Origin of the sequence: Ruminococcus champanellensis 18P13 = JCM 17042 (assembly GCF_000210095.1) — a bacterium.
GTDB classification, from domain to species: Bacteria; Bacillota; Clostridia; order Oscillospirales; family Ruminococcaceae; genus Ruminococcus_F; species Ruminococcus_F champanellensis.
Window position 1 is genome coordinate 1,170,261 of the sequence record NC_021039.1, and the last position, 13,562, is coordinate 1,183,822.

General features: G+C 45.9%; 6 protein-coding genes. 4 read left to right on the forward strand and 2 right to left on the reverse strand.

All coding sequences use genetic code 11. The features are described 5' to 3' along the window. Positions 1–78: 78 nt before the first annotated feature. Positions 79–2,682, forward strand: coding sequence for a CotH kinase family protein (locus RUM_RS05140; RefSeq protein WP_015558132.1), 2,604 nt, complete (start codon positions 79–81; stop codon positions 2,680–2,682). 105 nt (positions 2,683–2,787) lie between these two features. Here the strand turns inward: RUM_RS05140 and RUM_RS05145 are convergent, their stop codons facing one another. Both RUM_RS05145 and RUM_RS05150 read right to left on the reverse strand, forming a co-directional pair. Beyond that, positions 2,788–3,795 (reverse strand): acyltransferase family protein, encoded by a 1,008-nt coding sequence (locus RUM_RS05145; protein WP_015558133.1) that lies wholly within the window; start codon positions 3,793–3,795, stop codon positions 2,788–2,790. Between the two features lie 840 nt (positions 3,796–4,635). Further along, a complete protein-coding gene (locus RUM_RS05150) occupies positions 4,636–7,263 on the reverse strand; it encodes a hypothetical protein (RefSeq protein ID WP_157864604.1) in 2,628 nt (875 codons plus the stop codon). Between the two features lie 501 nt (positions 7,264–7,764). Between RUM_RS05150 and RUM_RS05155 the strand changes: the two genes are divergently transcribed. The 3 genes from RUM_RS05155 to RUM_RS05165 all read left to right on the forward strand — a co-directional run bounded on the left by RUM_RS05155 (position 7,765) and on the right by RUM_RS05165 (position 13,292). After that, positions 7,765–11,118, forward strand: coding sequence for a vWA domain-containing protein (locus tag RUM_RS05155; protein WP_015558136.1), 3,354 nt, complete (start codon positions 7,765–7,767; stop codon positions 11,116–11,118). Position 11,119: 1 nt separating this feature from the next. After that, positions 11,120–11,755, forward strand: coding sequence for a hypothetical protein (locus RUM_RS05160; RefSeq protein ID WP_015558137.1), 636 nt, complete (start codon positions 11,120–11,122; stop codon positions 11,753–11,755). A gap of 247 nt (positions 11,756–12,002) precedes the next feature. Then, positions 12,003–13,292: a hypothetical protein gene (locus tag RUM_RS05165; protein ID WP_041326283.1), complete on the forward strand. Its 1,290-nt coding sequence runs from the start codon at positions 12,003–12,005 to the stop codon at positions 13,290–13,292. Positions 13,293–13,562: the final 270 nt, after the last annotated feature.

A 13,562-nucleotide genomic window follows, 5' to 3' on the forward strand; every position in this document is an offset into this window, starting at 1 on the left:
TTGCTTTTTGTAGAAAATTATGTTACACTAGACAAAATGGGTTCGGCATGCGCCGGACAAAAAACAGGAGGGGAACTTATGAACCGATATAAAAAAATGATTCTTGTTCTTGGCGGCGTGACGGCACTGGGGCTTTGCTGCACATCGGTGAGTTTTGCCGCTGATGCACCGAATGGGGTAGTGCTCAATGAGGCATGTGCCAAGAATACCGCATTTGCTGCCGCAGATGGGGCGTATTACGACTGGATTGAACTGTACAACCCCACCGGTCAGGCGGTGGATCTCAGCGGCTATGGTCTGACGGATGATCCGGTCAAGCCGGGTCAGTATGTGTTCCCGACAGGCACGATCCTGGAGGCAGGCGGACGACTGTTGGTGTTTTGTGATGCCAAGGCAGTCGCACCGGCAGGGCAGCTGATGGCACCCTTTGGTTTGTCCAAGGACGGGGAGACTCTGCTTCTGACGGATCCGACCGGGAAACAGGTGGACACCATTGCCTTTGGTGCCATCGGGGAGAATGTTTCTTATGGCAGAGTGCCGGACGGCTCCGACCAGTTTGCCTACCTGAATATGTCCCCGGATCAGCCCAATCAGACTGAGGATGTGTTGAAAACAGCGGTGGATGCGCCGATCTTTTCCAAGAAGCCCGGCTTTTATGATGCTGGCTTTGATCTGACCTTGTCCGCTCCGGCGGGTACTACTATTTATTATACACTGGACGGCAGCGATCCCACTACGGATAGTCAGAAATACACTGGCCCAATCGCCATTTCGGACGTGTCTTCCTCCCAGAATGTGCTGAGTGCCCGGACGGATATTGCTGCAACGGATTTTATGTCTCAGGTGACGGCACCCACCAGTCCGGTGGACAAGGCAATGATCCTGCGTGCCATTGCGGTGGATGCCAATGGGGCATCCAGCAGTGTCGCTGTTGGGGCATACTTCATCGGGTATCAGAACCGGGCGTCCTTTTACCGGGACTGCAAGGTGATCTCTCTGGTTACCGATAGTGCCAATCTGTTCGACTACGAAAAGGGCATCTATGTGCTGGGTAAGACCTATGACGACTGGAGAAATGGTCCGGATTACGATTATTCCACTCGCACCTGGGAGATGCCTGCCAACTACATGCAGTCCGGTGCTTTGTGGGAGCGGCCTGCCTCCATGCAGATCTTTGAAAACGGCAGTCTTGTGCTGTCCCAGGATGTAGGGATCCGCATTCATGGAGGTGCTACCCGGAGCCAGAACCAGAAGAGTTTCAATGTATATGCCCGCAGTAATTATGGAGCAGCCAAGGTGGAGTACGACCTGTTTTCCGGCAAGGTACAAAGCCAGTTCAATGGCGGCGTGATCGATTCCTTCGACAGTTTCATGCTACGGAATGCCGGCAACGACAGCCAGTACACCCGGTTCCGGGATAAGCTGAACCAGTCCCTGGTCAGTGACCGGGATCTGCTGACCCAGGGCATGGAGCCTTGCATTGTCTTTGTGGACGGGGAGTTCTGGGGACATTACGAAATCACGGAAAAGCTCAGTGATTCCCTGGTGAAGGATCATTACGGCATCAAGAAAAAGGACGTATGCATCATTAAGAATGAGGAGTTGGATGAAGGCACGGAGGAGGGCTTTGTAGAGTTTACCGCTTTGTATGAGTGGGTCAAAACTGCGGATCTTTCCGATGATGCCAACTACAAAAAACTGTGTGCCCAGGTGGATATTCAATCCTTCATGGATTACATGAGTGCCGAGTTTTATTACAACAACACGGACTGGGGTCAGAACAACATGGCTATGTGGAAATCCATGCAGGTGAAGGAGAATAACCCCTATGCAGACGGCAAGTGGCGGTTCATCCTGTTTGATACAGAATACAGCACCAATCTGTACGGGCAGACAAAGCCCAGCGATAATTCCTTTGCCGGTCTGCTGAAGCAGGACTGCTTCCTGTCTAAGCTGTTCAGTGCTGCTTTGCAAAACGACACCTTCCGCCGGGATTTCTGTCTGACCTTTATGGACATGGCGAATGAGAATTTCAAGCCGGAGCGGGTGACGGCTCGGATTGAAGCCCTCTCTCGGCAGTATCAGGATATGACCCTTGCTACTTACAACCGGTTCTGGCCGGGCTGGCCTGGTGGGCAGTATGCCCAGTCCCAATACAACTCGGAAACGCAGCAGGTGCGCTCCTTCTATCAGAGTCGCTTTGACAGCATTACCTCTGCCCTGGCAGGAACCCTGTCTTTGCAAGGACGGCTGGTTTCCCTGACAGTGCGGAATGACGAGTCCTGCGGCACAATACAGGTCAACAGCCTGACCCCGGATCTGTCCGGCGGCGACTGGATTGGAAAGTATTACACCGACGTGCCGGTCACGCTGACTGCTGCCCCCAAGGCAGGGTATCAATTTGCATACTGGAACATCGGGGATCAGCAAAAGCTGACGGATGCAAGCTGCCAATTGGAGCTGACCGGAGATGTGACCGTGCAAGCGGTGTACACCCAGTCCTTGTTGGGAGATGTGGATCTGGACGGAGATGTGGACGTGGCTGACCTGGTGCAACTGCAACGGTATTTGCTCAGGCAGGGTACTTTGACGCCGGAGCAGGCAGTCCAGGCGGATCTGACCGGGGATCAGCGGTTGGATGCAGCGGATCTGGTGCGGCTGCGCCGGATGCTGATGCAGTGAGAATGCATAAGAGTGAATGCACAAGCAGGAAATCTGCTATTCTGGTATGATATATCTTGAGCAACACCGCACAAAGCCATTAAGCAGGCTTTGTGCGGTGTTGTGTTAAGGTAATATTTTTCTGAAGCCTTTATCAATCAGCAGAGAAATCACTCCGCAACCACATGACAGCAGCACAATCAACAGTATCGTTCCGATATTCAAAGCCAGCTGCAATTCCAAGAAAATATTGATAATCATCACATGATACAGATAGATTCCATAGGAGATATCATACCTTAAGCGATGCTGCCCTAAGAAATAACCCAAAGTCAAAATCAAAATCGGTAACAGACAATCTGTGGCAAGCATCTGTAAAATGGCAATATCGAAAATATTCCAAAGAATATACAAAAATGTGTACCCCGCAAACAGCCAAGGTGCATATTTGATTAACCGGTTTAACACAGTGTCTTTAAAAACATACAGAAAGCTTCCAATATAGAAGAAGCTGCTTTGCGCAAGAATACCACGCTTCCATAGCAGTATTAACCCACGGCTATGGCTTGCCGCAGCCAGTTCTGTTCCACCAATCTGTACTGCAATGAGCACAATGCCTATCACTAGCCAGCTCTTTATCTTTCTGTTTTTCATAAAGCGATAGAATAGTGGTACTAATAAATAAAATTGCATCTCTGTAAACAGTGCCCATAATGCACCGTTAAACGTTCCACTACCGAATTCCTTTGCAAATCCGGGCGTATACTGCAAAGCAAATCCCTGGAGGAATGTCCACACGGCTGCTTTTCCTACTGGAAATTCGCCGTTGGAGAACAGTAATAAAATCACAAAGCCAATCCATACGCTGAACCACAAGGGTGGAAAAATGCGAAAGAACCTTTTTTTAAAATATTCTCCTACATTTTTGGATTTTGCATAAGATGCTGTTACCAAAAATCCACACAGCGTAAATAGGATTGGTACGCCGCCAATAAAACGTAAAGGGATATAAAAGGGGAGTTTGATTTCATATAGTGACACCATATGACCAAACATAACCTGAAACGCTGCGAACAGGCGAAAATAATCAAAAGAATTCTGACTTAATTTTAAAGCGATACTTTGTTGTTCCATTTTTCTGCCTCACTTCTGTTGGAGAATGATTAGAACCGCATCAATAAGCGATTCTTCAAAATAAAGTGTACGGAAAGAGCATGTGATGCATCATATGGATCAGGCGCTGGTGTCTCTTGGAGCCTGCATCCTTGTTGTGATATATGGCACTTGCTTTATCTCCCTTCGGAGTAAAGTGATATGTTAAGACTTGTCTAATTGGGGCGTTCATCCAAAAACGCTAAGGAAACATTTTTATTAAGTATACCATATTTCTGCCCATTTTGTCAATCAATCTGACTCTGAAATTCTGTATTCTTTTTCGTGAAATATACATGAGGACACACTCGGAAATGTCTGGTCGTTGATCTGTTGTTTTCAGAGTCAAGGGGCGAAATGCCAAAGGCACGGCCTTGTCACTCCAGACTCCATTGGTTATAAATATTTATGATTTGCTTTGTTACGATATATGCGTTGTGCTTTTGCATGAGGTTTGTCAGAACCACAGATCACAAGAAATTCCTTGTTTTTTGCGTTCTTCCGGTTGGACGGCTTTCCCATAAGAAATCCTCCGAATAATATAAAAAAGCGTTCCGAAGTGATATGAAGAACGCTCTACGTTTATTTGGTTTTCTAGGAATGCTGCCAGAGGGTATGATATCAGGATGGCATGGTATCTGGCAGCACGAACCACAGGCTGATAGCGTACATACCGAAAAAAATCGGATCGGCTAAAAATTAGCCGATCCGATATAACGTTTTATCACAGTTTTCGTTTTTACAGATACGCAGTTTTTTATGGAATAACCGATAAACCGTACCTGTCCTATGCCGTGTGGTCTAGTTGACACCGATGTGAAATCAGCCGACACACTTTGTAAAGAATAAATAATGATCTTTTATACCACGATACCCCTTCTCGATTCTTTCCATGTACTCCGTAAGGGTATCTTTATACTCGTGTTTTTTAGAATCTTTATTCATAATATCTTGAACGAATGTCGATACCGACATTTGATTGGGAGCATTCTGCTGTAAAAATTGCAGCGCATTTATAAATTTAATCGATTCTTCGCAAAGATTATTGCAATTATTTTTGTTTACGTCATCAGATTTTTTGAGCTCCTCTTTCACTGCTCTTTCAAAATCACTTGCATACAGATTGGCATTGAAGAATTGATCTCCACCTTCAAAGTACTTTTCAAGGATTGCCCAGCCGTTTTTATCGCCGTATTCTTGGATATAGTTTGCGAACATATTAAGAATTTTGAAATTGACAGTTTCACCATACTTACTATCTGCCAGATTTCTGAATGCCACATTATATGTTCCAAGGTTACCATTTGCATAAAGAACGGTTTGATTTAACTCTGTGCAGTTTTGCATAGCAGTTATACCACGAGCATTGGTGTTGCCATCGTCAATATTGCAGTTGAATGTATTGTTGAACTTCTTTGTCGCATAGCAATGGCCTAATTCATGGAGATACAAAAGATGTATAGAATCCGGAGAATTCTGTATAGATTGCTGTACATCCGAATAGGTCGGTCCCCATGATGCTGATGGTACTAATACAGCGTGGATGGGATCGTTAGCCGGGATTACATATCCATCGTCGCAAGGGCAAATGCAAAGCTGATCTGCAAATTCAAAAATGTAAATGTTATTTCTCTTAACGCCAGTAATATTAGACAAGCTGTTAACATATCTGCTTAACGTCTTGAGCCAGATTTCGATGTTTTCCTGGGTACAATTATACTGCATTGTGATATGAATGTTTTCGCCGTTTCTACAGAGGACATCGTATTTTTGAAAATCATTGTCTGTGTTTTCAAAATGAAAGTTAGTGATTTGTGTAATGCGATTATTTGAATTATTCACAAGTCCAAAATCCACTTCATTGCCTAAACAAGGGATATTATTTGCTGTCAATGTGTACTCGTTGGCGGCCATCTTTGCGATTGTAAAATAATTTGATTCCTCTCTCATCCAACGCTCTCCGCCTTCTTTTACATCTAGCGTTACAGGATCCTGGAATTTATACCTCACATAAAACCGTAATTGTTTTCTGATCTCACTTTCAGATATGTTTTTTGAAAAAGTAACTGTCGTGCTTACGGTTACTCTTCTCAACATCAAACCGTCAGTCTGATCGAGCTTTGTAAAACCAGTAGAGTATTTGTTCCCATTAGAATTCGGCTCTAGTGAGCATTTGATCTCACTCATTGTTTGCTTTTGGAGGGTTATATCACTATCAGGAATGGAAATTTTATAGTCACTTACAAAGGTGCATTTTTTCTTATCATTAGAATAAATACAAAGCTTTCCTGTATCAGTCAGATAAAGCACTGCATTTCTCATTTCATTCGTATGTGAATGCCATACCGGATTATTTTTTGCGTCATATATAACAAGGTTTCCATCTACTTGCATTTTGCAGGTTTTGCCGGTATACGCTGTTCCCGATTGCCAAACCCATCTATTGCTCTTATCATATACAACAAGATTTCCATCGGACTGAAATTTAGCGTAATAATTCGCATTGGGGGAGTAGTATTTCCGATCAACATCTAAAACAATCGTATTACTAGTGGAAATCGCTATTGCATGGCTTAAAAACGTATAAGCACCTTTGCTGGCGGAATATATGCAAAGTTCACCTTCATCGCTAAGATAAAGGGATGCATTTCTCTTTTCATTCGTATGTGACTGCCATGCAGCCTTATTGTCCTTGCTATATATCACCAGATTTCCGTCTACTTGCATAACACATCTTCGCATATTGTAGGTAGCTGTACCGGAATTCCAGATTGCATTATTATTAGTATTGTCATATACAACCAGGTTACCGTCATTCTGGTAGATTGCTCTGTATTTACGGTTTTGAGAGTAGTAACTCTTTGCGCACTGTATTTCTTTGTCTGCATTTGAAGAATTCGCAATCAGAGTGTGGAATACAAGGTCGCTGGGATTACCGCTGCTTGAAAACGTGTATGCGCCTTCTTTAGCGGAATAAATGCAGAGTTCACCTTTATCGCTGAGATAAAGGGATGCATTTCTTTTCTCATTTGTCCTTGATTGCCAGATCCATGTGTTATTCTTATCGTATATAACCATGTTTCCGTCTTGTTGCATTTTGCAGGTTCTTCCTGGATTCCCTGTTTTGTTCATCTCTTTCGATTTCCAGATCAGTACATCATTCTTATTATATACCGCAAGATGCCCATCTGACTGGAATTTAGCATAATAATCAGCATTGGGTGAGTAGTACTTCTTATTGGGTTGCAAAACAACACCGCCATTTGAAGAATTCGCAACCAGTGTACATAAAACAGGTGTGCCGGAAAGAGAATTGTTTACGTCTGCTGCCTCAACAGTCAATGCATGATCTGATTTAAAATTGTTTAAACCAGATCCAAGTGGTGCGATCAGAGAGGCTACAAGCGTACAAGCCGTGAAAAGTGATACTGTTAGTTTCCTAATGTCCATAATTTCTCCCATATTTTACAAATTTGAAATATGTTCAAGAGAACATAATATTTCGTATCAATTATACACGATGTAATGACCCTTGTCAAGGGAAATCTGTGCGTCTGAAAAATTATATATAAATAATATTATGCTTAATATTTCTCGGATTTTCTTCTTAATTGAAGTGCGGTCGAAGCAATTTTTCCACTACCTTCAAAAAACAAAAAAGCAAATAAAACGCCGGATTGCACCGACATGCTCATGCAGCAGATTTGCTTATAACTGCCACTGCGGAGATATACACTGAACGCCCGTATAAGCATTGCGGTCCATCACCTCCTGTAGCGGATTTTGTATTGACAAGCCCTTGGAGGTATAGTATAATAAAAAAGTTGTGCAAGCCGAAACATTTAATTATGACATGGTATCGACATCAATTGAGATGACGTATGCAATGCATGGAAGTCGGAAGGGCAGCACAAAATTTTAAATCCAATAGGAGAGGGAGAAAAACATCAGATGAAACTATGCAAACGGTTCAGCGCGCTGATCCTTTCAGCTTGCCTCTGTGCTGCTCTTGCAGTGCCGCAGCGGGCGGGGGCGGTAAACGATCCCCCAGTGGGCATTACCATTACGCCGGATCAAACCAGCTATGCCCAGGGAGAACAGGTCAAGTTTGACGTAAAGGTCATCAACCACAACGATTATGACCTGTCGGATCTGAAGCTGAATGCTTCAGTTTCAGAGACATTGGAGATCACGGAGAATGAAGTGTATCAGATGCAGATCGGAGCGTTTGAGACAAAGAACTATACGATCTCTGCAAAGGCTGCAACGCCGGCAGAGCAGCCCGGCACCACGGAGGTACAGACGCCTGCCGGAGATAAAACGGTAACTGCGCCGAAAACAGGGGATGATGGGAGCGGCATGCTGACAGTCATGCTGATTCTCGGCTTGCTGGCAGTCGGACTGCTTGCTGCCAAAAAGCACAGGGAAACCAAAGCCATGCTTTCCCTTGTGCTTTGCACGGCTGTGCTGGGTACCATGTGTCCCAGGGATTTCCTCCGTGCGGAGGCAGCCCAAACATCCTTGACATCGGACAGCGTGACATTCCAATACGGCGGCAGCCAGGAGAGAATCTCCATTGCTGTCAGCTATACGGAGTCGGATACTATCATTCACCCGGATCTCTCCCGTTTTGATATGATCCAGCAGCACAGTACCTATGAAGCGGATACGCCTTTCAGCGGCTTGACGGGTACATTGGACAGCAGTGACCAGGTGGTGAAATTCACCTATGAAAATAACGATGCATGGGATACGCTGCTGTGTCGGGGGGAGATTCAGATCGGTGAAGCATGGTCCATCCGTGATATGGGACTGATCCAGGGAGTCAATGTGATCACCCTGATGGCGGAGCTGTCGGATGGTACGACTGTCACCAAAACCATCCGGTTCAACAATTCCAGCCAGGAGAATGAGAAAAATCTGCTGGTGGATCTGAGCGATGCAGACGGGGATACCATGAACGCATATGTGGAGGATCTTTACGGAACCGATCCTGAAAATGCGGATACAGATGGGGACGGCATTGCGGACAATGTGGAGCTGTTTATTTACGGAACGGATCCGCTGAAGCCGGATACGGATGGGGACGGTCTGTCCGATGGTGCAGAGGTGGGCGAATATCGCTCCAATCCCCTGGTGCGGGACACTGACGGAGATGGCATTTCCGATGGCGAGGCTGTTGCGCAGGGGATTGACCCCACCGGCATCGAGGAAAATCCGGCAGTCAGAACACAGTCCGTGCAAACTGCTTTGGAAAGCACGGAAAAGCCCCTGTTCGACAATGTTTCCGTTACCATGAACGTGGGTGGCAATCTGAATCAGCATCTGTCCATCCGGAACATTGAAAAGGAGGATACCCTTTCTGCAAATGTAGTGGGCGCACTCAGTGCCCCCATTGAAATCACATCGGATGCCTCCTTTACTTCCGCCAAGATCACCTTTACCTATGATGAGGCACTGCTGGGAGATACACCGGCAGAGAACCTGGCAGTTATGTGGTATGACCGGGAAAACAGAAGGTATGTGATCCTGGACAAGGACACCGTTGTGGATCCCAATGCCCATACGGTTTCCTATACCACCACCCATTTCTCCACCTATCTGGTTGTGGATCGTGAGGTCTGGTATGATTGCTGGCGTGAAAACATCGATTACAGAAGCGGTGATGCAGGCACCTCCCAGTTGGAGCCTTACGACATTGGCTTGTGCGTGGATGTATCCGGTTCCATGTACGGAGATCGACTGGAAAAGGCAAAGACTGCCTTGAATACTTTTATTGATGCGATGCTGCCCCAGGACAACGCCTGCATGGTTTCGTTCAGTGATAACGCTTACCTGGTGGCAGGCTATGGGGCTTCCAAAGAGGTGATGCGCAGCAGAACCAACCAACTGAGGGATCTGTATGGCACCAATACTGATGTAGGTCTGTCCAAGACCATCAGCATTCTGGCTGACCAGGGCAGAAGTGATGCCTCCAAAATGATCATTATGATCTGCGATGGGGATGTGAATTACATACAGGGTACCGTGGATGCGGCAAAAGCAGCAGGTATTGCGGTATACACAATCAATGTGGTAAGCGGCGACAATGATCTGCTGCAAAAAATTGCGGACGAGACCGGCGGCGAATACTATTATGCGGCAACCACAGAAGAAGTGGTCAGCCAGGTGGAAGCCATCCGGGGCGAAACTGTCAGCGCTGTGGATACTACCGATGCGGACGGGGACGGTCTGTATGATGTTTACGAGTCCAGGGGCATGAAGATCCAGAACGGCACCGTTTGGTATTCCGATCCGCTGAACCCGGATTCGGACGGAGATGGAGTAACGGATTACCAGGAACTGATGGGGCCACCTACTGCAAATGTAATGGAGTTCATCAACGGCAAGTACAGCTGTGTACTTTGCCATGCAGCCAGCGACCCGAACAAAATGGACAGCGATGGAGACGGGATCCCGGATGCAAAGGATCCGGATCCCACTGTGCATTTCGGGTTGATCGACGGATCGGTGCAGTTTCAGCTGACCGATTCCATTGATGATTTCCAGATGCCCCAATACATTCAGGATATAAAGGAAAACGAAGCCGACTATGAGCATGAGGTGGTTTCCAAACGTTACCCCTGGATGCTCAAGCATCCTCTGCAGGGCTTTGCGTACCTGCAAACGCTTCGTGCCAGAGCAGCGGCAACCTGGGAGGCAGGCTATGTGGGAGATCTGGCATTTCTTACATGGGATCTGGGATGCAAGGCACTAAGTCTGATTCCGGGTGTACACTTTGTAGGCAATCGCAATATCAACAATGCGGCATATATGCTGCTGTATTACAATTCCAACATCGGCGATACGGTGGGCTTTGACGCTACCGATATGGTAACAGCCACGACCGGCGGACAGGCATGCTACAACAAGAACATCGGCAAATTAAAGACCGCATTTGAGCAGGCGCTGAAGCCCGGCGAAACACGCATCATTACTACCACACCGGATTCCAGCTTTACTGCATGGTATCTGGACGGCGGTATTCTGGATCCGAACAATGCTGACGCATGGGCGTCTCTGAATAAGTGCAATGCGGTGATGACTGCTGCATGTACCTATGACGGAACCAAGTATCGGGCAACAGTCAATTACTATGTAGTGGATCGCTATGACTTCTATGAGCCGGATCCGGTGGATGGCAAGGAAAATGAAGTGGGCTTTGTGACAAACGATGGATATGTCATTCTTTCGTATTTTGATTACGCAGAGCCATTTGACGTGGTAGGCTATTATACCGAAACCTTTGAGTGGAATGGAAACTAAGATGAAGGGAAAAGATGTGCTGGCTGCACTCCTCTTTGGTGCAGCCGGATGCTGGAGTGCATGGCACGGGCTGTATTATGGGCAGGCAGGCTGCGCCCTTGCGGCGGTTCTGCTTTTGCTTTGTGCATGCATGCTGCTGTTCCGGCTGTTGAAACAAAAGCCGGATGGGGAGAGAAAGGGAAGCAAATTTGTCGGCGTTCTAATCTTCTTTGCCATTGCCTCCGGATTGGCAATGCCCTTTGTCAACGGCGTCCTTGCCTATCGTCCGGCGTACACCTATCCCCACTATTATGCGTCCGGGCGAATTCCCGCTTTCCCGGCGCAAATTCCGGATCAGGCTGCCGATGTGCAGTTCCGGGTGCTGGGGGAGGGGATCATTGGGCGCCCCTCATTCATGCTTTCTTTCCGGATGGATCCGGAGCGTGCAGCAGCTTTGCAGCAAGAGACAGAGCTGCTTGGGACACCCGTATCCAATGTGGCGGATTTGATCCATATTCCGGCGGATCTTGCGCCAGACTTTCTACGGGAGCAGGGCTTGCAGGATTGCAGCGCATATCAGATACAGGATCGGTACGGAAAGGTGTCCTATGCCATCTTTCACAATGCCCAGCCATTGATTTGCTACTATCAGGAGTAAGCGCTTGTAAAAGCGGCGGTGTGTATATCACATCGCTGCTTTTTGCGTTTCGGACAAAAGAGCCTTACACATGCATATTTGCAGGACTGTTGTAAAGACAATCGTGCCGCAACAGCCTGTTTTACAAGCCTTCTTTCGCCGTATAGCCTTACTTTTTTAAAAAGCACTTGACAAATTTAAAATAATATGATAGAATCCATGTATGAAATATCCATGGAAATATACATGAGAAATGGAGGTACTTACTGTGAAATTACATACCGCTATCCCCGTATTGCTTGTCCTTACGGCATTTCTGTGTGCCTGCCAGAAAACCAGCTCCCAAAACGAAACGGACAGCAAAGCAGAGCTTGTGACTTCTATTGCAACTGCCGCCTCCACATCCACGGATTCTACTTCGACTGAGCCAATGGATCCAGTCGTGCAGTCAGAATTCAAACTGGTGCAGCCTCAATTATCTACGGTTTTTCCAAGCTTACAGGAGGATTTGATCCACGATTTTCAATATGATGCGTTTGTTCCACTGAAAGACCAGCAGTATGATTCCTTGAGCCCGTTCTTTCTAAAAGACAACATTCTGTACCTGCAAAAAGATATCTGTAATTTTAGTAATTCTGGTGACATTGTATTTTACAAATACGATCTGGATACGGGGAAATCCGCAGATATAGAGGGTAGACTGGAACAATGGCAGTATGGTGCTGGTGAGGGTGAGTGCGCATATGCGGATGGTCGAATCTATGCCTCCTTTGACAGTGAAGCCCAAGAGAAAGTTCACTATGCATTGGATACAGAACAGGATACCGTAGAGGTCATAAAAAAAGAACCCAATGATGGAGTAACATCGTTCTATTCAACTTATCCGGTAAATGACAAAGAACATGTTGAAATTTATCTGACTAACAATGGGGATCACGTGAATGGGCTTCGTTATACATACCATGTTGTGCTGTTCAGCGAAACAGGAGCACAAGAGATCGTTACACAGGAATATTATAGTAAAAATGAAAAGTTTCGGTATACTGTCAACGACAATAAGCTCTATGAGTATTCCCAATCTGAAAAGGGAAAGGTTCCTTGTTTACGGGTATACGATCTGAATGGAAACCTGCTGGAAAGCTATGAATTGCCGGAGGTTTTGCCACTGTTGGAAAATCGGGAAGGTCTCGAAGAAGACATGGAAAACAGAACGAGCAGTATTGAAGCCTTTGGCGATTACTGTTTGGTTACTGTAGATATTTGTTATGCAATGCATAACAAATGTGTGCTGTACAATCTGAAGGACAAAACCGCATGTATGCTTGAAAACTGTTTCTATCAGTCTCCCAATATCAATGTGGATAGCACTGTGAAAAATCATATTCTATCATTTTACTTCGATCAAACGGATTCGTATGGTTTCTATAATCTGAACAATGCAGGGCTCTTTACACCGGTGCTTGAGATGCCGCCATTTGATGGATATGTTGTAACGGACGGCGCTTCCGTGGTGTATCTGAATAAAGCCGAAAAGAAGCTGTATCGTATTGGTTTGTAATGTTATGATCCAAAGATGCAGATTCCCTATTCTCACAAATGCGGCTGCACAACTTCTCTTTGTTGTGCGGTCGCATTTACGCTATTTTTTAAAGCTATGCCAACTTCTTCAAGTGCTCTGTTCTCCATAGGGGTCTGTGCCCTTTTGCCTGAAATGCTTCTTGTACATCTATCACATAAAATATTCAACTTTTACAGCACAAATATGAAAGAAAGATAGCATAAATCTGCATTGAATATAAATAGAGTTTAAATTATACTTTATATATTA